Origin of the sequence: Pseudoclavibacter sp. Z016 (genome assembly GCF_002931215.1) — a bacterium.
Lineage (GTDB): Bacteria > Actinomycetota > Actinomycetes > Actinomycetales > Microbacteriaceae > Pseudoclavibacter.
Genome location: NZ_PSTU01000003.1, coordinates 188156 through 210340 on the forward strand (window position 1 = coordinate 188156; position 22185 = coordinate 210340).

A 22185-nucleotide genomic window follows, 5' to 3' on the forward strand; every position below is an offset into this window, starting at 1 on the left:
ATGCATTTTTCGCATGTCTGCGCCAGGGAGACGTGCACGCAGGCGGAAGACGCGCAGGTGGGGCGCCTACTTGTAGTGGTGCTCGCCGCGCGCCGCCTTCTCGACGACATCCTGGATGCGGGCGGCGCGGACCGCGGGTGTCTTGATGCCCGTGATGCGGAAGATCACCTGGAAGCGGGCCTGCTTCTTCATCGCTTCGAAGAAGGCCAGCGCCTCTGGGTTCGCGTCGAGCGCCGCCTGCAAGTCAGCGGGGACGACCGCATCCTTGACCCGATAGGCGGCGTCCCAGCGGCCGTCCGCCTTCGCGCGATCAATCTCCGCGTGGCCGGCAGGCTGCATCCGCCCCTCGTCGATGAGGCGGGCCACGTGTCCGACGTTGATCTGCGACCACGGGCTGTTCTTCCGCCGCGGCGTGAAGGCCTGCAGCATGTAGTCGTCGTCGAATCGCGCCGACTGGCCGTCGATCCACCCGTAGCAGAGGGCCACGTCGAGGGCTTCCTGCCAGGTGATGCCCGGCGCTTTCGAGAGCTTCTTGCGCAGCTTCAAGCGCACGCCGCCGTCGTCGGGGCCGGCCGCGAGGAACGCCTCCCACTGCTCGATCGTGAAGTCGTGGATGGGTTTGTCGGCGAAGCTCACCATGCCGTCATCCTAGGAGGGCGCAGGGGGCGACAGGTGCTGTCCGACTTCCGTGATGGATGCGCCTCCTCGCCCAGGACGACGCCGGGCCCCGGCGAGCGCCGATGGGCCTGATCACGGAAGTTGGCCAGGGCCCTCGCGCAGCCTGCTGCCGCGCACGGACCCTGGCCAACGGCCGCCGCGAGACCTATCCTGCGATGAAGCTCAGAAGGAGCCGAACGGAAAGGGCGAGCACGGCGGCGAGGCCGATGATGCCGAACGCGTTCTGCCACCACCTGTTGCGCATCTCGCCCATGAGCGAGCGGCGGTTCGCCATGATGATGATGAGCGCGGCCAGGATGGGAGCCACCAGGATCGTGAGGGCCTGGGCGAGCACGATGAGCTCGACCGGCGAGGTCTGGAAGATGAGCGTGACGCCGAGCCCGAACGCGAGGATGAAGCCGCTCGTGAGTCGTGCCGTGAGGGTGTTGGCGGATGCGCCGCGGCCGAACGCGTCGGAGAGCATCGTGCCGCCGGCGATCGCGTTCGGGATCATGGAGGAGAACGCCGCCCCCGCGAATCCGAGCGCGAAGATGAAGCCGCCGATGGGGCCGGCTAGGGGTTCGAAGATGGCGGCAAGGCTGGTGATGGAGGTCGCCGTCTCGGACGTCTTCCCCAGGGCGCCGGCCGCGACGATGATGACGAGCCCCGTCATGATGCCAGGGGCGATGATGCCCGGAATGGTGTCGACGATCGTCACGTCGCGGTAGTCCTCTTCCTTCCGGCCGCGTTCCTTCGTGCCGTAGGAGGTGTAGAAGGCGGCGTTGATGGAGAAGTTCGTGCCGACGAGCGCCACGATGAGCAGCCATGAGCCTTCTGGCGCCGTGGGGATGAGCCCGCGGCCAGCCGCCGACCAGTCGGGGTTCACGACGAACGCGCTCACGACGAAGCAGATCGCCATGAGCGCGACGATGGCGATGAGCACCTTCTCGATGACGTTGTAGATGCTGCGGATGAACAGCACCGCCGCGACGCCGAGGGTGCAGATGAGGGTCCACATGACGGGCGACGAGCCGTCGACGAGCATGGAGAGGCCGAGCCCGGAGCCGACGGCGTTGCCGACCGAGAAGCACAGTGTGATGAGGAACACGCCGACGCCCGCGACGACTCCGAGGGGCTTCCCGAGGTGGTCCTTGATGGAGGCGATGAGGGAGACCGGCGACTTGATGCCGAGTCGCACGCTCATGTCGGTGAGGAAGATCATGAGCACCGTCGAGACGGCGATGACCCAGATGAGCGTGTACTGGTAGGAGCTTCCGGCCTGCACTGCCGTGGTGAGGTTGCCTGGGCCGAACTGCCAGGCGCCCGCGACGAAGGCGGGGCCGATGAGGGCCAGCTGCTGCCAGAAGCGGCGCCGAGTTCGGCGGGATTCGACGATGGTGCGGACTGCTTCGGTCGAGACTCGCGCGTGGCCGGTGCCCGGCGTCGAGTGGAGGCGGGTGTCGCCCATGGGGGTCTCCTTCGTGGAGTGCGGCCGATGGATGGGGTGCATCCGGCCGCGAAGTCGTCATTGACTTGGGGGTCGCACGGGTTCGCGAACCCGTGCTTCCGGTGCCGCGTCTGGGCGGCGTGTGCCGTCGAGCTTGCAGCAGTCGACGCCAAGCGTAGGGGCAGCGACCCTGTTGTCGCTGCCCCTCCCTGCTAGGAGGCGACCGTCACGCGGTCGAGTCCGGCGATGGCGAATGCCTCGGCGATCTCGCGGTCCGCGCCGTCGGCGAGGGGCAGCAGCGGGGTGCGGACCGTGGCGTGGTCGAGGATGCCGCGGTGCACGAGGCCCCACTTCAGCGCGACGGTTCCCTCCATGTGGGAGCCGCGGTGGTAGACGTTCTTCGTGACGGGCAGGAGGCGCTCGTGGATCTCGTGCGCCCGGTCGTAGTCGTGCGCCTTGCCTGCCTCGATGAGCTCGACGAGCGCCTCAGGGGCGATGTTGCCGTAGCCGACGAGCAGGCCGTCGACGTCGAACATGGTCGGGAGCAGGTACTCGTCGTGGCAGGAGAGGATCTGCAGCTCCGGGTATGCGGCGCGCAGCGCGGGGATCTCCGTGTACCACCGGCGCATGTTGCGCACGCCGTTCTTCGTCGCGAACACGCCCTCCTGGCCGGCGATCTCGAGCTGGGTGTCGAGGTTGTAGCTGGCCTTGGTGTTGTCGGGGTACTGGAAGAGGATCAGCGGCAGTCCGCTCTCCTCGTAGATGTCGCGGTAGCGCGTCTGCGGTGCGCCGTCCTGGTAGCCGAAGCGCAGCCACCCGTGGGAGGGGTAGACGAGGCCGGCGGATGCACCCGCGTCCACTGCGCGCTTCGCTTCCTCGGCGGCGACGGCGTTGCCCTCCTGGGTGATGCCGGCGACGATCGGGATGCGCGAGTCGACCGATTCGCGGAAGGCGGTGATGACCTTCGCCTGCTCGGTCTGGGTGAGGAAGGTGCCTTCGCCGGCGTGGCCGAGGACGACGAGGCTCTTGACGCCGTCGACGGAGCCGAGCCAGGAGCCGAGGCGCTGGATGGCGTCGTAGTCGACGGCTCCGTCCTCGGTGAAGGGGGTGACGGGGGCGGGGGAGAGGCCGCGGAGGTCGATCGACATCTTGTCTTCCTTTGCTCATCGTTGAGGTGGTGGGTCCTGCTCGCCGCTGCTCTTTCGAGCCAATGCAAACGTTTGCAGGAACGATTGCAAGTCTTCATGCAAACGTTCCCGATGTCAAGGGTCGAGTCTGGAGATTCCTGCCGGGCAGGCGTCGAGGGGCGGGATACACTCCTCCGCATGAGGCGAAACGACAGTGCCGTTGCCCCCGGAGCGGGCGAGCGACGAGTCGTGACCCTCAAGGAAGTCGCGGCCGAGGCCGGCGTCAGCATCTCCACCGTGAGCCGCATCCTGGACGAGCGCACCGCGCAGTCGCAGTCGGCGACCGCCGTGCGGGTCCGCGAGATCGCGAACGAGCTCGGCTACCGGCGCAACGTCTTCGCATCCCAGCTCCGCCGCGGCTCGACGAGCACGATCGGCGTGCTGGTGCCGCGCCTCAGCGACACCGTCATGGCGCTCATGTACGAGGCCATCGAGCGTGCCGCTGCCGCGAGGGGCTACGTCGCCGTCGTGGCCACCACGGGGGACGACGCCGAGGGTGAGCAGCGCGCGGCCCAGGTGCTGCTCGACCGCAACGTGGACGCGCTCATCATCGCCTCGTCTCGCCGCGTCGACAGCTTTCCCCAGTCGTTGCAGGAGTCCGGCATCCCGCTCGCCCTCGTGCTGCGCACCGACGGCGTCAGCCCCTCGTCGCTGGGGGACGACGAGGTCGGCGGGTACCTCGCCGTGCGCCACCTCGTCGACCTCGGCCACCGCGACATCGCGCTCGTGACGGGTCCCGACTTCACCTCGAGTGCGCGTGACCGCCTGGCCGGCGCCCTGCGTGCGGCGCGCGAGGCCGGCATCGAGATCCCGCCGCATCGCATCGCGGGCGACGGCTTCCGCATCGAGCACGGCGCGGCCGCGGCCGAGCGCATTCTCGCCGCGACCGAGACGCCCCCGACCGCGATCTTCGCCGCCAACGACAACCTCGCGCTCGGGGTCATGGCGGCCTCGCACCGACACGGTCTGCAGATCGGCACCGACCTCGCGCTCGTCGGCTACAACGACGTCCCCCTCGCCGAGGCCCTGCCCGTGCCGCTGACCTCCGTGCGCACATCGTTCGACCAGATCGCCACGACGGCGCTCGAGCTGCTGCTGACGCCAGGGATCGGGTCCGTCATCCGGCGCGCGATGCCGACGCTCATTCCGCGCGCCTCCAGTTGCCCGCCCCCGCGCTGAGTCGCGGCGGCTGGCAGGACGCCGGGCGCTCGCGGCAGCCCTGACCAACATGAGTGCGATATGCGGCAGATCTGAGGCGTGATGCCCGCGTCGGCCCGATAGTGCACGGATGCTGGTCACGTCCTGCGCTCAGATCGCCCGCTGCCCGCTGCCCGCTGCCCGCCGCGCGGCCAGGGTGGTGGCCCGTTCGGGGCGCGGGGTGTGTCAGTCGTCGAGCAGGTCGAGGAGGGTGCGGATGATCTCCTCGCGTTCCTCGTCGCTCGGCAGGAGCTTCGCGGCCTCCGGCAGGCTCTCGCGCGACTCGGTGACGAACGAGCTCGAGTGGTAGAGGCCGTCGCCGAGGAGCTTGGTCATGTGGGCGACGAGGGGGCTGCCGGTCGACTCGAGGATCGCGTCGTGCCAGGAACGCTCGAGTTCGAGGATGGCGCGCGTCGCGCTCTGGTTGCCGTTGCGGGAGAGGTTCATCGCGGCGAGCCAGGCCGTGTCGAGCTCGTCGCCGACGGAGCTGCTCATCTCGATGAAGTGCCGGACGGTCGACGCCGCGTCGCCCTGGAGCTGTTCTGCGCTGGCGCGCGCCATGCCCGTGAAGCGCTCGATGAGGGCGTCCGCCAGTGCCTCCTTGGAGGGGAAGTGGTAGATGAGCCCGCCCTTGGAGACTCCAGCGATGCGGGCGACCACGTCGAGGGTGGTCGCGGCGACACCCACGGTGGTCAGCGACTCCTCGTAGGCGTCCAGGATCCGGTCTCTAGCTGAACTCATGGCCGCCATCCTACAGTTGCCAACTGTACCGTCTGGTCGGTATAGTCCTCTTTCATGACCACAATGATCGAACAGCGCGCGGGCCGGAAGGAATGGCTCGGCCTCGCGGTGCTGATGCTCCCCGTCCTCCTCGTGTCGATCGACAACACGGTCCTGAGCTTCGCCCTCCCGTACATCGCCCTCGACCTCCAGCCGAGCGCCGCGATGCAGCTCTGGATCATCGACATCTACCCGCTTGTCCTCGCGGGTCTGCTCGTCACGATGGGCTCCTTCGGCGACCGCATCGGACGCCGGAAGCTGCTCCTCATCGGCTCGACGGGCTTCGCGCTCGTCTCCGTGCTCGCAGCCTTCTCCGTGTCCGCCGAGATGCTGCTCATCTCGCGGCTCCTCCTCGGCTTCTTCGGCGCCATGATCATGCCCTGCACGCTCTCGCTGCTGCGCGGCATGTTCCACGACCGCGCCCAGCGCCGCCTCGCCATCGCCGTCTGGGCGACCGGCTTCTCGGCGGGCACGGCCATCGGCCCGATCGTCGGCGGCGTGCTCCTCGAGCACTTCCACTGGGGCTCCGTCTTCCTCATCGCCGTCCCGTTCCTCCTGCCGCTCCTGATCTTCGCGCCGCTGCTCGTCACCGAGTCGCGCGACCCGAACCCGGGCCCCATCGACGTTCCCGCGATCCTCCTCTCCATGGCGGCCCTCGCGCCCATCGTCTTCGCGATCAAGCACACGGCGACCGACGGCATCGACCTCATCTCGGTCGGCGCGCTCCTCATCGGCGTCCTCTCCGGCTGGCTGTTCGTGCGTCGCCTGCTGAAGCAGGAGAACCCGATCCTCGACATGCGCCTCTTCGCGGTGCCCGCCTTCACGGGCTCCGTGCTCGTGAACCTCGTGAGTGTCGTCGCGCTGGTCGGGCTCCTCTTCTTCCTGTCGCAGCACCTGCAGCTCATCCTCGGCCTCACGCCCCTGCAGGCTGGCCTCATGCTGCTCCCCGGAACCGTGACGATGATCGTCGCCGGGCTCCTCATCGTGCGTGTCGTGCGCCGCGTGAAGGTGCACATCGCCATGGCATTCGGCCTGGGGCTCGCGTTCCTCGCCTACCTCTCGCTGGCGATCACGGGCGGCTCCGCCCCGCTGTGGATGCTCGTCGCAGCATTCACGCTCCTCGCGGCCGGCATCGCGATCGCCGAGACCCTCTCCAACGACGTCATCATCGCGAGTGTCCCGCCCGCCAAGGCCGGGGCGGCATCCGCCGTCTCCGAGACGGCCTACGAGGTGGGCGCGGTGCTCGGCACGAGCGTCCTCGGCGGCGTGCTCACTGCGAGCTACCGCTCCGGGATGGTCGTCCCGGAGGGGGCGACGGCCGAGCAGGCGCATGCCGCTCGCGAGACCCTCGCCGGCGCCGTGAACGTCTCGAACGAGCTCGAGGCCGGCGGCATGACCGCTCAGGCGCAGACGCTCCTCGACTCGGCGTTCCACGCGTTCGACGCCGGCAGCACCGTCACGTCGGCCGTCGGAGCCGTGCTCATGGTGGGCGCGATCATCCTCGCGCTGCGCATGGTCGGCAAGGCCACGGCCTAGCCGGCGGCGCGCGCCGCGCCGCCTTCGACCGGTCTCCGAAATCGCGCAAGCCACCCGGACCCGGTACTGTCGCTGTCGAGCCGTCTTCCAACGCAGGAATCCGCTTCTGCACTGAACTCGTTTCCGTGGGGTGGGCTACTCGACCGTGATGGCTGTTTGCGAGATTTGCCACACCCAGAGGAGAGCGAACGCATGAAGATCGGACTGCTGACCAGCGGCGGCGACTGCCCCGGACTCAACGCTGTCATTCGCGGCAGCGTGCTCCACGGCATCAAGACCTACGACAACGAGTTCGTGGGCTTCCGCGACGGCTGGCGCGGTGTCACCGAGGGCGACATCATGGACCTCCCTCGCACCAAGGTCCGCGGCCTCGCGAAGCAGGGTGGCACGATCCTCGGCACGTCCCGCACCAACCCCTTCGACGGGCCGAACGGCGGCCCCGAGAACATCGCCGTGATGCTCGAGCGCCACTCGGTGGATGCGCTCATCGCGATCGGCGGAGAGGGCACCCTCGCGGGAGCCAAGCGCCTCGCTGACGCCGGCATCCCCGTCGTCGGCGTGCCGAAGACGATCGACAACGACCTCCAGGCCACCGACTACACGTTCGGCTTCGACACGGCCGTGCAGATCGCAACCGACGCCATGGACCGCCTCCGCACGACCGGCGAGTCGCACCACCGCGTCATGGTCGCCGAGGTCATGGGTCGCAACGTCGGGTGGATCGCCCTGCACTCGGGTATGGCCGCTGGCGCTCACGCCGTGCTCATCCCGGAGCAGAAGGTGCCCATGACGCAGGTCGCCGAGTGGGTCTCCGAGGTCCACCAGCGTGGGCGTTCGCCGCTGGTCGTCGTCGCCGAGGGCTTCATTCCCGAGGGTATGGACGAGGTGCTGTCGCAGGGCACCGAGGTCTCCGGGCGTCCGCTGCTCGGCGGCGTCGGCGACTACGTGACCGCTGAGCTCGAGAAGCTCACGGGCATCGAGACCCGCAACACGACGCTCGGCCACATCCAGCGCGGCGGCGCCCCGACCGGGTTCGACCGCGTGCTCGCGACCCGCTTCGGCCAGTACGCCGTCGACATGGTCAACGAGAAGCAGTGGGGCAACATGGTCGCCCTCCGCGGTACCGAGATGCAGACGGTCGCCTTCGAGGAGGCGCTCGACGGCCTCAAGACCGTTCCGCAGGACCGCTGGGACCAGGCGAAGATCTTCTTCGGACGCTAGGCCAGAGGCCCCCGGGCCGAGACGAGCGAAGAGGGCGGATGCGCGTGCATCCGCCCTCTTCGTGTCGCTTGGCGTTGACGGTCGGCTGCTCCCGACGGGCGAGTGGTCCTAGTGGGCGCCGGTGGGGCCGACGAGGGCACCGCTGAGGGAGCCCGTGAGGATGACCACGGCCAGGACGATGACGGCCGCGCTCATGGTGATGGGGCGGTCGACGAACCAGCGCACGATGCGCTGCAGCGATAGGCCCTTCGACGGGGCCTCGCGCCAGCAGCCCTCGAGCGCACCGCGCCGTTCTGCCCACCAGTCGTAGACGAGCGTCGCGAACGGCGGGATGGCGGCGAACCAGCCGAGCCCGAACATCCACCACGGCCAGCGCTGGTTGATGCCGACGAACGCCGTGACGACGAGGTAGACCATGAACATGGCGCCGTGCAGCGAGCCGCCGACCGACACGAGGACATCGGTGGTCTGCGTCACGTACTTCAGGAACATGCCAGTGAGCAGCAGGGCCCACGTGATGGCCTCGCCGATCGACACGGCGCGCAGGAGGACCCGCGGGGTGAGGCGCTGGTCGTCGGCCGTGGCGTCGGGCGAGGTCGCCTGGGTCTGCGTCATTGGCTGCGCTGCGCTCTGCGTCTGCGACAAGGTCTAGACGCGCGCGAGCAGCGCCTCGACGGCGCTGCGGAAGATCGGGAGCCCATCGAGGCCCGATGCCATGTGGGTTGCCGTGTCCGGACCGAAGCCGAGCTCGACCGCGTGCTCGGGGTGCGGCATGAGGCCGACCACGTTTCCGCGCTCGTTCGTGAGACCTGCGATGTCGTTGCGGGAGCCGTTCGGGTTGACGTCGACGTAGCGGAACGCGACCTGGCCCTCGCCCTCGATGCGCGCGAGGGTCTCGTCGTCGGCGATGAAGCCGCCCTCGCCGTTCTTCAGCGGGATCGTGATCTCCGCGCTCTTCTCGTACGCGTTGGTCCAGACGGTGTCGTTGTTCTCGACGCGCAGCACCTGGTCACGGCAGACGAACTTGCCGTGGTCGTTGCGGATGAGCCCGCCCGGCAGGAGGTGCGCCTCGGTGAGCATCTGGAAGCCGTTGCAGATGCCGAGCACGGGCAGACCCGCGTTGGCGGCCGTGATGACCTCGGCCATGATCGGCGAGTGGCTCGCGATCGCGCCGGCGCGGAGGTAGTCGCCGTAGCTGAACCCGCCGGGGAGGATGATGGCGTCGACGCCGTGCAGGTCGTGCTCGCCGTGCCAGAGCGCGACGGCCTCGCCGCCCGCAAGGCGAACGGCGCGCTGGGCGTCCCGGTCGTCGAGCGAGCCGGGGAAGGTGATGACGCCGATGCGGGGGCTCATGAAGCGGAGCCCTTCGACTGCACCTCGGCGGCGATGACCGACGCGAGGGAGTCCTCGGTCTCGACCGCGGCGTCGTCGAGCTCGTCGGCGTCGTCCGGGGTCTCGGTGCCGTCGGGCAGCACGTCGATGGAGATGACGTCCTCGATGACCCCGTTGGCGAGGAGCTCATCGGCGACCTGCGAGATCTCCTCCATGAGCTCGGCCGTGACCTCGCGGTCGGTGGTGATCTCGAAGCGCTTGCCGACGCGCACGTCGTGCAGGTGGTCTTTGCCGAGGCGCGAGAGTGCGCCCGCGACGGCCTTGCCCTGCGGGTCGAGAAGTTCCTGCTTCGGCATGACGATGACGACGATCTTGGGCATCGGGAGCGGCTCCGATTCGATGGAGGAAAGAGACGCCCCCAGCTTACCGTCAGGCGCGGATGCGCGAGGCTCGTCCACAATGTCGGTGCACACGCATAGCCTTGTCACATCTTCGCGCCGGCGGGCACCTCCGCCGGCCGCCTCACCGACCTTCTGGGAGCATCCATGAGCGACAAGCTCAAGCGCCTCTTCGGCCGCGACAAGCCAGCGGCTCGCCCTGCGCTGCCGGCCCCCTCCGCATCTTCCGTGGCCGCCCAGCTGGCGGCGCAGTCCGCAGGGCCGGTGGAGCACCTCGAGGCCCCGGCCCGAGACGAGGTCATGGTCGGCGGCAGCGCCGTGCAGGCGTACGCGCCCGACGACGGCGAGGGCCGCGGGCGTCGCCCGACGAGCGTCGGCGTCATGTGGACCGACCAGCTCGGACGAGTCGCCACCCGCGCGCTGCAGGGGCTGGTCATCGTCGCGGCCGCGACACTGCTCATCTTCGCGGGGCTGCAGGTCACGATCGTCGTCATCCCGGTGCTCCTCGCGCTCATCGTGTCCGCCGCCGCGTGGCCCATCATCAAGTTCCTCACGTCCAAGAAGTGGCCGCCGGCCCTGGCGACCGTCACGGTGCTGCTCGCGATCATCGTCTTCCTCGGCGGCGCGCTCACGATGGTCGTCCTCCTTGTGCGGAACCAGTGGTCCGACCTCTCCGAGCAGGCCGTCCAGGGGTTCAACCAGGCCATCGAGTGGGTGAACGCGACCTTCCCCATCACGATCAATCAGGACCAGATCAACGAGTGGCTCGGGCAGGCTCAAGACTTCATCTTCACGAGCCAGTTCGGCAACGCCGCCGCGAGCGGCCTCACCGCCGGCATCTCCGGCGTGACCACGTTCATCACGAGCGGCGTGCTCTTCGTCGTCATCCTCTTCTTCTTCATGAAAGATGGCCCGCTCATCTGGGGCTTCCTCACGAAGCCACTCAAGGGCGCCAACCAGCGCCGCGCGCGCCTCATGGGGTCCCGTGCGGTTGAGGTCATGGGCGGGTACGTGCGCGGCACGGTCATCGTCGCGCTCGTGGATGCGGTGTTCATCGGCATCGGGCTCGCCATCGTCGGGGTGCCCCTGGCCTTCCCGCTCGCGGTCCTCGTGTTCATCCTCGCGTTCATCCCGATCGTGGGAGCGACACTCGCGGGTGTCCTGGCCGCGCTGGTGGCGCTCGTCACGAACGGGCTCGTCCCGGCCGTCGTCGTCGTCGGAATCGTCGTGCTCGTCAACCAGCTCGAGGGCAACTTCCTGCAGCCGGTCGTGCTCGGCAAGTCGCTCAAGCTGCACGAGCTCGTCGTCCTCATCGCGCTGACCGTCGGCACGATCCTCGGTGGCATCGTCGGCACGCTGCTCGCGGTGCCCGTTGCGGCAGTCAGCTGGGCGCTCATCCGCGCCTGGTACGAGCCGCTCGAGAAGCTGCAGGAAGACGAGGCGGTTCCCGACGACATGCGCACGCGGCTGCCCTGGCGCAAGGACCTCGGCGAGGAAGATGCCGCTGTCGGCGCTGCCTCCGACGCCAAGGGCTCGAACACCGACGCCTGATGTGGAGCCAGCTCACCCGGGGGATCCGGAGCAAGGGGATGCTCGCCGAGCTCAGCTCGGCAGGCATCGCGGTGGCGGTTCTCGTCGGCGTCTGGACGCTGTACACGATCGCCGACGTCACGCAGTTCCCCTACGACGCCTCCACATGGTCCTACGCGGGCATGGGCGCTCCCGCGCTCCTCGGCATCTGGCTGATCGTTGAGCTCCTCAGTCTTCCTGACACCCCGGATCGCCCGCTGCTCGGGCGCTTCATGGTTCGCACGATGGTGGTCGGGCCGGTGCTGTTCACGGCCGCCTGGCTGATCGGTTCGCTGCTCCTGCTCGTGCTGACGCTGACTGGCGGCATCGTGCCGGAGCTCAACGAGACGGAATCGCCGGTCGCCGAGCTCCTGCTCAACGCCTTCCTCACCTGGCTGGTCGGGTTCGCCGCCGTGCTCTGCGGGGCGCTTGTCGGCCTCGTCTTCGTGGTACTTCCGGTCCTGTCCTGGCGTGATCCCGCGCGGGCGGCGTCGATCAACGCCGAGCCAGCGCCGAAGGGGAGCCTCGCCAGGGCCCGGCTCGAGCGGATGACCTTCGCGGGCATGCTTATGCTCATCTTCCTCGCCCCGTCGCTGTGGGTATCCGGCGAGAGCAACGCTCGCGGGCGGAACGCCGTCGAGGCGTTCCAGAACACCTGGCTCGCGATCGTCGACTTCGAACCGTCCTGGTGGGACCGCTACCTGTGGGACGTGCTCTGGGTGCTCGGGATGCTCAGCGCCCTCCTGCTCGTTGCGTCCGTCGTCGCGGTCGTGGTCATGCGGAAGCCGCAGAAGGGCGAGTCGCCGAGGGGGCGCGCCGCCGACCGCGGTGGCGAGTAGCGGTCCCCGGACGCCTGTACATAGGCGGACTCGCAGCACGCAGCACGCAGCACGCAGCTCGCTCGCCCCTCATCCCTTACCGGTCGTGACGCGCGCACTTCTGGCGCATCCAAAACCTGTTGTGATAATGTCAGGACATATGCGGCAGGCGGGTATCGGCCGACACGGACTCGAAGGCGAGCATCCACGTCGGTGATGGCCCGCGAGGCCTGACGCCTCGGACCTCGGGGTGTGCGGCCGCCGCGGCACCGGCGACCCCGGGCATCCGCCACCGATGAGGAGAACAGCATGACCCTGCTCGACACAGCGCCGTCCAGTGACAACGGCACTCCAGCCACGAAGCTCGCACCCCTCGCCTGGGCGGCGCAGAACACGAAGACCGCCCTCTGGAACGACTCCGCAGACCCCGAGGAGCTCACGAGGTCCATCGAGTTCGGCGCGGTCGGCGCCACCTGCAACCCCGTCATCGCCTTCGCCGCCATCAAGAAGCGCCCTGACGTCTGGGGCCCGCGCATCAAGGAGATCGCGGCGCAGAACCCCACGTGGGGCGAGTCGGAGATCGGCTGGCAGGCCGTGCGCGACCTCTCGATCAACGCGGCCCTCCTCCTGGAACCGGAGTTCGAGCGCAGCGGAGGCCGCAACGGCCGCCTCTCCATCCAGACCGACCCGCGCCTGCACCGCGACGCAGCTGCCCTCGCCGACCAGGCCGAGGAGTTCTCGAAGCTGGCGAAGAACATCATCGTGAAGATCCCCGCCACGAAGACGGGTATCGAGGCCATGGAGGAAGCCGCCTACCGCGGCGTCAGCATCAACGCGACCCTCAGCTTCACCGTGCCGCAGGCTGTCGCGGTCGGTGCAGCCCTCGAGCGCGCCCTCGAGCGCCGAGCCGCCGACGGTCTCCCCGAGCAGGAGTTCGGGCACGTCGTCACCATCATGGGTGGGCGCCTCGACGACTGGCTCAAGAAGTGGACGACCGCCAACCGCATCCTCGTCACTCCCGGCATCCTCGAGTGGGCAGGTGTCGCGGCGCTCAAGCGCGCGCACGCCGTGTTCCAGGAGCGCGGCTACCGCAGCCGCGTGCTCTCGGCGGCCTTCCGCAACCAGCTCCAGTGGTCGGAGCTCGTGGGCGGAGACCTCGTCGTCTCGCCGCCGTTCGACTGGCAGGCGCGCATCAATGAGAACGACATCCCCGTCGCGGATCGCATCGGCGTTCCCGTGGGGGCCGGGATCCTCGAGGAGCTGAACACCCTCAGCGAGTTCCGCCGGGCCTACGAGGTCGATGGCATGACCGCTGAGGAGTTCCAGGACTTCGGCGCGGCACGCAACACGCTCCGCCAGTTCCTCGACGCGGATGCGCAGCTCGACGCGCTCGTGCGCGACATCCTGGTGCCCGCCGCGTAGCGTGCGCAGGTCTGCCGTATCCGCTTCCTGAACTGAGTTCGGCCGCGCCGCGTCGCGACACCCGGAGCGTGCCGAGCTCATCCCGCCTGCTGCTCAATCAGTGGGGCGGCGCAGGGGAGGGGCCGTCGTTTTCTCGCGAGGAAAGCCCAGGCGCCTCCCCTTCTGCGCGCCTCGCGCATGAGGGCCACTGCTTTTGGAGTGCCCCGGCCCCGTCCGCCCTCTCGGGCCCTCTCCCGCCCCTTCTCCTCCCCAGAACCGCCACAAGAGTGAGGGAGATGCAGGCTTCTCGCCTCGGGCGGGTGCTTCTGGCTGACGCTTGCTTCTGGCGGATGCTCAGCTCGTGGGCGCGCCGCGCTTGGCTGCAGGCAGCACGACGTTGTCGATGATGCCGATCAGGAAGTCGCGGTCGGGGGAGCGGCGCAGGATGAGCGTGCGGAAGGCGGCCATGGCCGGTGCGATCGTGCTCAGGGTGTCGAGGTCGACGTCGGCGGAGATCTCCCCCCGCTCGATTGCCCGCTCGAAGATGGCGCGGTTGGCGGCTGCCCTCGGTGCGACGATCGCCTCCTGGGCCGCCGCGGCCATCTCTGGATCGCGGGCGATCATCGAGACGACGCCCGTCATGACGTTGAGCTTGCGCTCGGCGTCGCGGATGCTCGGTGGGCGCACCAGCGCGACCAGGTCGCCCCGCAGGGAGCCCGTGTCCGGGAGTGCGGCGAGGTCCAGGTCCTTCGACTTCATGCAGGCGACGGCGTCGAGCACGAGGTCTGACTTCGAGGCCCAGCGTCGGTAGAGCGTGGCCTTGCCGGCCTTCGCGCGGGTCGCGACCATGTCGATCGTCATGCCGTCGTAGCCCGTCTCGGCGAGCACATCCAGTGCCGCTTCGAGGATGTCGGTGTCTCGCGTGTGGTCGCGCTTGCGGCCGAGCCTCGGCTTCTTCTCGGCGCCTGCCGGGGACTGCGAGGTCGGTGCCGCGGGTGCGCTCGCCGCTCCAGTCGCCTCGGTCGCCGGTGCTGCGGAGGAGCTGTCGGCGAGGTCAGTCTGCGTCATCGAAACCACCTCTCGTTGTGGTCACAGCCTAGCTCGCGACATTACGAAACTCAAGGTATCCGAAACGACTCAGTCTCGTATATGGTGAGCCGCATGTCCGAAACCTCAACCCCTGCGACCGACGGTCGCCGCTGGCTCACGCTGATCGTCGTCGGCCTCGCCCAGCTGATGGTGGTCCTCGACGCGACGGTCGTCAACATCGCCCTGCCGTCTGCGCAGGCCGACCTCGACTTCTCCGACGGCCAGCGCCAGTGGATCGTCACCGCGTACTCGCTCGCCTTCGGAAGCCTGCTGCTGCTCGGAGGTCGCCTCTCCGACCTCATGGGCCGCAAGCGCACGTTTGTCATCGGCCTCATCGGCTTCGCGATCGCCTCAGCACTGGGCGGTGCCGCCCCCTCATTCGAGCTGCTCGTCGCAGCCCGCGCACTGCAGGGAGTCTTCGGCGCGCTGCTCGCCCCCACCGCCCTCGCCGTGCTCACCACGACCTTCACGATCCCGAAGGAGCGCGCCCGCGCCTTCGGTGTGTTCGGCGCGATCGCCGGCGCAGGCGGAGCTGTCGGCCTGCTCCTCGGCGGCGTGCTCACCGAGGCGTTCGACTGGCGCTGGAATCTCTACATCAACGTCGCCATCGCGGCCGTCGCCCTGGTCGGCGCCGTCATCTACGTTCCCTCCATCTCGCGCTCCGGTCCGCGCCCGAAGCTCGACATTCCGGGCACCCTCCTCGTCTCCGGCGGGCTCTTCGGCCTCGTGTACGGCTTCTCGAACGCGGAGACCGACGGCTGGGACTCCCCGCTCACGTGGGGCATGCTCGCGGGCGCCGCGGTGCTCCTCGTGGCGTTCGTGCTCTGGCAGGCGCGAGCCGGGCATCCGCTGCTGCCGCTCTTCATAGTCCGCGACCGCAACCGCGGTGCCGCCTACCTGTCGGTCATGATCGCCGGTGCCGGCATGTTCGGGATCTTCCTCTTCGTCACCTACTACCTGCAGCTCACGCTGGGCTACTCCCCGATCCAGACCGGTCTCGCGTTCCTGCCCATGATCGGGATGCTCGTGCTCGCGGCTCAGCTCGGCACGAACCTGCTGGTGCCGCGCTTCGGTCCGAAGGTGCTCGTCCCGATCGGCATGACGCTCGGCGCGAGCGGCATGGTGTGGCTCACGTTCCTGGATGCGTCGAGCACGTACGCGGGGCATGTCATGCCGCCGCTCATGCTCATCGGGTTCGCGATGGGCACGATCATGCCGGCGTCGATGCAGACGGCGACGCTCGGTGTCGACCGCCAGTTCGCGGGCGTCGCGTCGGCCATGGTCAACACGAGCCAGCAGGTGGGCGGGTCGATCGGCACGGCCCTGCTGAACACGCTCGCCGCGACCGCCGCCGCCGACTACCTCGTCGAGCACGGGCCCGCAACGGTCGGCGACTCGATGATCGCGAGCTACGCGGCCGCCTACTGGTGGGGTGCAGGCTTCTTCGCGGTCGGGGCAGTGGTCTCCGCGCTGCTGTTCCGCCGCCGCGGTCAGGGCGCATCCCTCAGCCAGGAACCGGCGGAGGCAGGGGCAGCTCCCGTACTCGCGCACTGAGAGTGTGGCTGGATGCGCCCCTACCGCTGCGGGTCCTCCACGTCGACGAGCCGCACCTTGCCGACGACGGGCGCATCCAGTTCGAGTCCCTCGGCCTCCCGCACGGCCTTCTTGATGGGCAGGATGTAGGTGGCGTCGCTCGGGAAGATCGAGGTGCGCCACGTTGATCCGCCGACGGTCGCCTCGACCCGCACCGAGCCGAAGCCGTGCGTGAAGCGCTCCGTGGCCGCGGCGATCCTGTCGGAGGCGTCCTCGCTGAGGCTCACGAACGTCCACAGCTCGCGCCGCTTCTCCCAGCGCCACAGCGGATTCGAGAACGAGAACTCCATGCGTCCATGATCGCGCACGGGGGCGGCGCGCGGCGAGCCCTGAGCGGCTCTAGTGTCCGCCGCCCGGCAGCACGTCGCGCATCCGCTGCAGGCGGGTCTCGCTCTCGTCGTTGAGGCCGACGACCTCCACGGAGGCGCCGTGCTTCTCGTACTTCTCGATCACCGCGTCGAGGGCGGCGACCGTCGACGCGTCCCAGACGTGCGCCGCGCTCAGGTCGATGACCACGCGTGCCGGGTCGGCGGCGTAGTCGAACTGCGCGTAGAGGTCGTTCGAGGAGGCGAAGAACAGCTGCCCCGTCACCGCGTAGGAAGCCACGGCGCCGTCTTCCGAGAGCGTGCGGCGCACCTGCACGACGTGCGCGACGCGGCGCGCGAAGAGCAGCACCGCGCACAGCACGCCGGCACCGACGCCGATCGCGAGGTTGTGGGTCGTAACGGTCGCGACGACCGTCACGAGCATGACGGCGGTCTCGCTCAGGGGCATGCCGCGCAGCGTCGACGGGCGGATCGAGTGCCAGTCGAACGTCGCCCAGCAGACGAAGATCATCACGGCCACGAGCGCGGCCATCGGGATGAGCGCCACCAGGTCGCCGAGCAGCACGACCAGCAGGAGGAGGAAGACGCCGGCGAGGAACGTCGAGATGCGCGTGCGAGCGCCGGACGCCTTCACGTTGATCATCGTCTGCCCGATCATCGCGCAGCCGCCCATCCCGCCGAAGAAGGCGGTGATGATGTTCGCGGCGCCCTGCCCCCACGCCTCCCGCGTCTTGCTGGAGCGGGTGTCGGTGATGTCGTCGACGAGCTTCGCCGTCATGAGCGACTCGAGCAGCCCGACGAACGCCATCGCGAGCGCGAAGGGGAACAGCAGCTGGAGCGTCTCGAAGGTGAGGGGCACATCCGGGATGAAGAACCCGGGCAGCGTGCTCGGCAGCTCGCCCTTGTCGCCGACCGTCGGCACGGTGACCGATGCGAGCACCGTGATGAGCGTGAGCACGACGATCGCGACAAGCGGGGCCGGTACGGCTGTCGTCAGCCGCGGCAGGCTGAACACGATGACGAGCGCGAGTGCGGTGAGCGGATACACGAGCCACGGCACCCCGAGCAGCTCCGGCACCTGCGCCAGGAACACGAGGATCGCGAGCGCGTTGACGAAGCCGACCATCACCTGGCGCGGGATGTAGCGCATGAGCTTCGCCACCCCGAGCACTGCGAGGAGCACCTGCAGGACCCCAGCGAGGAGGACGGCGGCGATGAGGTAGTCGAGGCCGTGCGAGGCCATGAGGGGCGCGATCACGAGGGCGACGGCGCCCGTCGCCGCGGAGATCATGGCGGGCCTGCCGCCGAGGATCGCGATCGAGACCGCCATCGTGAAGGAGGCGAAGAGGCCGACCCGAGGGTCGACCCCCGCGATGACCGAGAAGGCGATCGCTTCGGGGATGAGCGCGAGCGCCACGACCAGTCCACCGAGCACCTCGACCTTGAGGAGGCGCGGCGACCGCAGGGTGCGGAGCACCGACTGGCGCTGCTCGGGGGAGAGCGCGGCTGGGGCCGCCGAAGCTGCAGCGGGCGCGGAGGCGTGGGAGGAGGTCACGGCGAAGTTCCAGTCTCGAAGGGAGGAGCGCGAAGGGAACGGCCGGTGAGGGCACACGCGGATGCGCGTGCGGGATTCCAGGAGGGAGTCCGGGTCGTCAAGCCCAGCGGAGGGCGACCGTGTGTGCGCCGCCGACGGCGATTCTACGACGAGATGAGCAGGCACCCAAGGCGGAGCTGCGCTCCAGGGGCGTCAGACGGACCTAGGCGGACCTAAGCGCGGACGCCCAGACGGTCGAAGAGCTCCGCGTAACGGGCCTGCGTGCGCTCGATGACCTCGGTGGGAAGCTCGGGCGGCTGGCCCTGCTTGTCCCAATTCGCGGAGAGCCAGTCGCGAACAATCTGCTTGTCGAACGACGACAGGCGCTGCTTCAGCGGCAGGCTCTCGTCGGCGTAGAGCGTCGCATCCCAATACCGGGACGAGTCGCTCGTGAGCACCTCATCGCCGATCGTGATCTCGCCGTTGGCTGGGTTGCGCCCGAACTCGAACTTCGTGTCGGCCAGAATCACTCCTCGCTCCTCGGCGATGGCCGATGCCTCGCGGAAGATGCGCAGCGAGAGGTCGCGCAGCGCGACGGCGTCGTCGAGGCCGACGAGCTCGATCATCTTCTCGAAGCTGATGTTCTCGTCGTGCTCGCCCTGGGGCGCCTTGTACGCGGGGGTGAAGATCGGCGTCGGCAGCCGGTCGCCGTCCTCGAGGCCAAGCGGCAGCTGGATGCCGCACACGGTGCCGTGCTCGCGATACTCGAGGAGTCCGGAGCCGGTCAGGTAGCCGCGCACGACGCACTCGACGGGGAACATCTCGAGGCGAACGACACGCATGGAGCGTGCCGCGGTGTCGGCCGGCAACGCGGCGCCCCACCCGGACGGCTCGCGGAGGTGGTTCGGCACGTCGATGCGATCGAACCACCAGCGGCTCAGCGCCGTCAGGCGTGCGCCCTTGCCGGGGATGCCGGGGGAGAGGATGTGGTCGAACGCGCTCACGCGGTCGCTCGCGACGACCAGCAGCACGCGGTTGTCGTCGGCGGTCTCGTACACCTCACGGACCTTGCCGGAGGACACATGCGACCAGCCCTCGAGGGCTGGAGCGCTGGCCGCGTCGGTCACGACTGCTGCTCGCGGGCAGCGAGCTCCGCGATATCCGCGCGGTACTGGGCGCCGTCGATGTGGATGCGAGACAGGCCCTGGTAGGCGAACGCGCGAGCCTCGGCGATCGTCGCTCCGGTTCCGACCACGTTGAGGATGCGGCCGCCGCTCGTCACGAGGGTGTCGTCGTCGCGCTGCGTGGTCGCCGCCTGCAGGACCTTCACGTTCGGCTCGGACAGCGCATCCGGAACCCCGGCGATGGTGCGGCCCGACTGCACGTCCTCCGGGTAGCCCTCGCTCGCGAGCACGATCGTGACCGCTGCGTTGTCGGCGATGGCGAGCTCCTCGGGCAGGTGCCCGAGGGTGCCGGTCGCAGACGCGTAGAGGAGCTCGGAAAGCGGCTGGTCGAGACGCTCGAGCACGGCCTGTGTCTCGGGGTCGCCGAAGCGGGCGTTGAACTCGATGACGCGGATGCCCGCGCTCGTGACGATGAGCCCGCAGTAGAGGAGCCCGGCGAAGGGGGTGCCGGCGGCGCGCATCTCGTCGACGACCGGCTTCGCGACCTGATCGACGACGAGCTTCGAGAAGGCGCGCTCTCCGCCGAAGCGCTCGTTGAGGAACGGGACGGGCGTGTACGCGCCCATGCCGCCCGTGTTCGGCCCCTCGTCACCGGCGAGGAGGCGCTTGAAGTCCTGGGCGGGCGGGAGCGCCCGCACGTTGACGCCGTCGGAGAAGACGAACTGCGAGACCTCCTGGCCGTCGAGGAACTCCTCGACCAGCACGGGCCCGGCAGCGAGCCAGTGCTCGGCGTGGACCAGCGCGTCCTCGCGGCTCTCGGTCACCATGACGCCCTTGCCCGAGGCGAGGCCGTCGGCCTTCACGACGTACGGTGCACCGAACTCGTCGATGGCGGCGGCGACCTCGTCGAGCGTCTCCGCGAGGCGCGCGCCACCGGTGGGGACACCGGCGCGGGACATGACGTCCTTCGCGAACGTCTTCGACCCCTCGATCGTGGCCGCGGCCTTCGATGGGCCGAAGACGGGGATGCCGGCCTCGCGCAGCGCGTCGGCGACACCAGCGACGAGCGGGGCCTCAGGGCCGATGACGACGAGGTCGAAGCTCTCATCCTTGGCGAAGTCGGTGACAAGCGACGGGTTGTTCACGTCGAGCCGGATCACCTCAGACTCAGCGGCGATGCCGGGGTTGCCCGGGGCCGTGACGATCGAGTGTGCGCGCTCGCTGTGGAGGGCGGCAACAATTGCGTGCTCGCGGGCACCGGATCCGAGGACGAGAATTCTCACCGCACCAGCCTAACCGGGGACGACGGCTCGCGCCGCCGCGTGAACGCAGATGACCGCACGGCGACACCCGTCCGCCACGCACGGCGCCGCGTTCACACCCGCCCGCCGGGCCTGTCGCACAATGGGGGCGTGCCGAAACCCCGAATCGCCGACGCCGCAGGGCTCGGAGCCATCACCGCCTGGAGCGAAGCCCGCGCCGCGGGCAGCCCGACGCCCCGCGCCGACGCCGCGACGGCCGTCCGCTATACCCTGCAGGCTCTCGAAGACCGCGCCCCGGGGGCGAGCGTCGAGGTGCGGGTGCCGCCGTTCGGCGCCGTGCAGTGCGTGGAGGGCCCAGGCCACACCCGCGGCACGCCGCCGAACGTCATCGAGCTCGACGTCGACACCTGGCTCGAGCTCGCCACTGGCCGCGTGACCTGGCAGGAGGCGTTCGAGGCGAACCGGGTGCGCGCATCCGGAACCCGCGCCGACGTCTCGCCCTGGCTGCCGCTCGTGCGCCGCTGAGGGGCGCGCCACGCCCTGCACGGTCTGCTCGCCCTGCTCGTTGACGCGCCGCGGCGCTCCCCGCGGAGTCTGCGAACGCTCCCCGCGAACTGCGCGACAATGGATGCATGCTCCGCGAGAACGAACCCACTCAGTCGCGCCCCGAAGAGGGCGGCGACACCATGGCAGGCCGCGAGGTCGACGCCGGACGCGAGTTCGAGGTCTACGACGCTGAACTCGCCGAGTTCGAGGAGCAGGACGAAGACGAGGACGACGGCGTTCGGGAGATGGCGGCGAGGGTCCACCACGTTCCTCGCATGAGCAGCTTCCTCGTGCTCGGTGCGATCGTCGGCGTCGTCCTCGTGACGATCCTCACGTTCGCGTTCCCGCCCAACGAGGTGTTCTCCCGCATCCAGGTGTTCGCGTTCCTCCTCGCGTTCACGGTGCCCGTCACGCTCGCGCTCGGCGGCATCGCCGGGTACATCGCGGGTCGCGTATCGGCGAAGCGCTCGGTCGACGCGCGCTTGATCCGCGCCGACGAGCTCGAGAACCGCTCCTAGCGCACCGGCAGCAGGCGGGCCATCGTCAGTCGTCGAGGCCCCGCGCATGCAAGGCGTCGGACATGGCGTCGGCGCGGCGCAGCGCCCGGACGACGAGCGGCACGGCGAATGCCCGCGGGCTGCCGCGACGGCCCCGCGCGTACTGTGCCTGTCTCGCGGTCTCGGCGAGCTCGGCGACGAGGGGCACCGCGCGCACGCCGAGGGCGAGCTGCAGGGCGACGCGGTCGGGGTTCACGCCCACTCGACGCAGCGGCCCCAGCAGCCAGACGATGGCGTCGATCATGTCCGTGGTGCGGGTCGTGAGGCTCACGAGCGTCGCCGCGAGCACGAGAGCGACGATCGAGCCGACGACGCCGACGGCCCGAGACAGGTCGGCGGACCACCACTGGAAGGCGAAGATGCCGAGCAGGAAGATCCAGGTCGGGCGCACGCCGCGCCACGCGTATCGAGGGCCAAGGCGCGCCGCAGCGAAGCCGAGCGCCGCGACCGCGACGGCGATGCCGGCGGAGAGCGGTGAGCCGAGCGCGAGCACGGCCGCCCCTGCAGCCAGGAGCGCGAGCAGCTTCAGCCCGGCCGGCAGGCGATGGATGATGGAGCTGCCAGGCACGTAGACGGCAAGTGCCGTTCCGCGGTCAGCCACGAGCCCCCGC

General features: G+C 69.4%; 22 protein-coding genes. 9 read left to right on the top strand and 13 right to left on the bottom strand.

Annotated elements, in window-relative coordinates; all coding sequences use genetic code 11:
• Positions 1-66: 66 nt before the first annotated feature.
• From C5B99_RS02185 to C5B99_RS02195, 3 genes are all read right to left on the bottom strand, one after another.
• Complete coding sequence (locus C5B99_RS02185; protein ID WP_104240139.1) at positions 67-639, bottom strand: YdeI family protein; 573 nt, start codon at positions 637-639, stop codon at positions 67-69.
• 184 nt (positions 640-823) lie between these two features.
• Complete coding sequence (locus C5B99_RS02190) at positions 824-2125, bottom strand: Nramp family divalent metal transporter (protein WP_104240140.1); 1302 nt, start codon at positions 2123-2125, stop codon at positions 824-826.
• Positions 2126-2316: 191 nt separating this feature from the next.
• Positions 2317-3252 carry a dihydrodipicolinate synthase family protein gene (locus tag C5B99_RS02195; RefSeq protein WP_104240141.1) on the bottom strand — a complete coding sequence of 312 codons (936 nt, stop codon included), beginning with the start codon at positions 3250-3252 and terminating at the stop codon, positions 2317-2319.
• Between the two features lie 177 nt (positions 3253-3429).
• Between C5B99_RS02195 and C5B99_RS02200 the strand changes: the two genes are divergently transcribed.
• Complete coding sequence (locus C5B99_RS02200) at positions 3430-4470, top strand: LacI family DNA-binding transcriptional regulator (RefSeq protein WP_104240142.1); 1041 nt, start codon at positions 3430-3432, stop codon at positions 4468-4470.
• Between the two features lie 204 nt (positions 4471-4674).
• Here the strand turns inward: C5B99_RS02200 and C5B99_RS19130 are convergent, their stop codons facing one another.
• Entirely contained in the window at positions 4675-5229 is a 555-nt protein-coding gene (locus tag C5B99_RS19130) for a TetR/AcrR family transcriptional regulator (protein WP_104305809.1), read from the bottom strand.
• A gap of 54 nt (positions 5230-5283) precedes the next feature.
• On the opposite strand from C5B99_RS19130, the gene C5B99_RS02210 reads away from it, so the two are divergent.
• On the top strand, positions 5284-6804 hold the full coding sequence (locus tag C5B99_RS02210; protein ID WP_181062855.1) for an MFS transporter: 1521 nt from the start codon (positions 5284-5286) through the stop codon (positions 6802-6804).
• A gap of 192 nt (positions 6805-6996) precedes the next feature.
• On the top strand, positions 6997-8025 hold the full coding sequence (locus C5B99_RS02215) for an ATP-dependent 6-phosphofructokinase (RefSeq protein WP_104240143.1): 1029 nt from the start codon (positions 6997-6999) through the stop codon (positions 8023-8025).
• A gap of 108 nt (positions 8026-8133) precedes the next feature.
• On the opposite strand, the gene C5B99_RS02220 is transcribed toward C5B99_RS02215, so the two are convergent.
• From C5B99_RS02220 to purS, 3 genes are read right to left on the bottom strand one after another with little or no spacing between them, the layout of a single operon-like run.
• Entirely contained in the window at positions 8134-8640 is a 507-nt protein-coding gene (locus tag C5B99_RS02220; protein WP_146081915.1) for a DUF3817 domain-containing protein, read from the bottom strand.
• Between the two features lie 33 nt (positions 8641-8673).
• A complete protein-coding gene (purQ, locus tag C5B99_RS02225) occupies positions 8674-9378 on the bottom strand; it encodes a phosphoribosylformylglycinamidine synthase subunit PurQ (RefSeq protein ID WP_104240145.1) in 705 nt (234 codons plus the stop codon).
• Positions 9375-9737, bottom strand: a complete 363-nt coding sequence (gene purS / locus C5B99_RS02230; RefSeq protein ID WP_104240146.1) for a phosphoribosylformylglycinamidine synthase subunit PurS — start codon at positions 9735-9737, stop codon at positions 9375-9377. Before purS ends, purQ begins: the two co-directional genes overlap by 4 nt.
• 165 nt (positions 9738-9902) lie before the next feature.
• Between purS and C5B99_RS02235 the strand changes: the two genes are divergently transcribed.
• The 3 genes from C5B99_RS02235 to C5B99_RS02245 all read left to right on the top strand — a co-directional run bounded on the left by C5B99_RS02235 (position 9903) and on the right by C5B99_RS02245 (position 13564).
• The gene (locus C5B99_RS02235) at positions 9903-11306 is read left to right on the top strand and encodes an AI-2E family transporter (protein WP_104240147.1); all 1404 of its coding nucleotides are present in this window, start codon (positions 9903-9905) and stop codon (positions 11304-11306) included.
• Positions 11306-12163, top strand: coding sequence for a hypothetical protein (locus tag C5B99_RS02240; RefSeq protein ID WP_104240148.1), 858 nt, complete (start codon positions 11306-11308; stop codon positions 12161-12163). The genes C5B99_RS02235 and C5B99_RS02240 overlap by 1 nt, the downstream gene beginning before the upstream one ends.
• Positions 12164-12451: 288 nt before the next feature.
• On the top strand, positions 12452-13564 hold the full coding sequence (locus C5B99_RS02245) for a transaldolase family protein (protein ID WP_104240149.1): 1113 nt from the start codon (positions 12452-12454) through the stop codon (positions 13562-13564).
• 333 nt (positions 13565-13897) lie between these two features.
• Here the strand turns inward: C5B99_RS02245 and C5B99_RS02250 are convergent, their stop codons facing one another.
• Positions 13898-14611, bottom strand: coding sequence for a TetR/AcrR family transcriptional regulator (locus tag C5B99_RS02250; RefSeq protein ID WP_104240150.1), 714 nt, complete (start codon positions 14609-14611; stop codon positions 13898-13900).
• A gap of 93 nt (positions 14612-14704) precedes the next feature.
• On the opposite strand from C5B99_RS02250, the gene C5B99_RS02255 reads away from it, so the two are divergent.
• On the top strand, positions 14705-16186 hold the full coding sequence (locus C5B99_RS02255) for an MFS transporter (protein ID WP_181064909.1): 1482 nt from the start codon (positions 14705-14707) through the stop codon (positions 16184-16186).
• Between the two features lie 20 nt (positions 16187-16206).
• On the opposite strand, the gene C5B99_RS02260 is transcribed toward C5B99_RS02255, so the two are convergent.
• From C5B99_RS02260 to purD, 4 genes are all read right to left on the bottom strand, one after another.
• Positions 16207-16515 (bottom strand): DUF1905 domain-containing protein, encoded by a 309-nt coding sequence (locus tag C5B99_RS02260; RefSeq protein WP_104240152.1) that lies wholly within the window; start codon positions 16513-16515, stop codon positions 16207-16209.
• Positions 16516-16564: 49 nt separating this feature from the next.
• A complete protein-coding gene (locus tag C5B99_RS02265) occupies positions 16565-18106 on the bottom strand; it encodes a SulP family inorganic anion transporter (RefSeq protein ID WP_181064910.1) in 1542 nt (513 codons plus the stop codon).
• A 212-nt stretch (positions 18107-18318) separates the two neighbouring features.
• On the bottom strand, positions 18319-19212 hold the full coding sequence (locus C5B99_RS02270; RefSeq protein WP_104240153.1) for a phosphoribosylaminoimidazolesuccinocarboxamide synthase: 894 nt from the start codon (positions 19210-19212) through the stop codon (positions 18319-18321).
• A complete protein-coding gene (gene purD / locus C5B99_RS02275) occupies positions 19209-20492 on the bottom strand; it encodes a phosphoribosylamine--glycine ligase (RefSeq protein ID WP_104240154.1) in 1284 nt (427 codons plus the stop codon). Before purD ends, C5B99_RS02270 begins: the two co-directional genes overlap by 4 nt.
• 129 nt (positions 20493-20621) lie before the next feature.
• Here purD and C5B99_RS02280 point away from each other — a divergent pair, with 129 nt between their 5' ends.
• Both C5B99_RS02280 and C5B99_RS02285 read left to right on the top strand, forming a co-directional pair.
• Entirely contained in the window at positions 20622-20996 is a 375-nt protein-coding gene (locus C5B99_RS02280; RefSeq protein ID WP_104240155.1) for a sterol carrier family protein, read from the top strand.
• Between the two features lie 107 nt (positions 20997-21103).
• On the top strand, positions 21104-21535 hold the full coding sequence (locus C5B99_RS02285; RefSeq protein WP_104240156.1) for a hypothetical protein: 432 nt from the start codon (positions 21104-21106) through the stop codon (positions 21533-21535).
• Between the two features lie 25 nt (positions 21536-21560).
• Here C5B99_RS02285 and C5B99_RS02290 read toward each other — a convergent pair whose 3' ends face one another.
• Positions 21561-22175 carry an energy-coupling factor transporter transmembrane protein EcfT gene (locus C5B99_RS02290; RefSeq protein ID WP_104240157.1) on the bottom strand — a complete coding sequence of 205 codons (615 nt, stop codon included), beginning with the start codon at positions 22173-22175 and terminating at the stop codon, positions 21561-21563.
• Between the last annotated feature and the right edge of the window lie 10 nt (positions 22176-22185).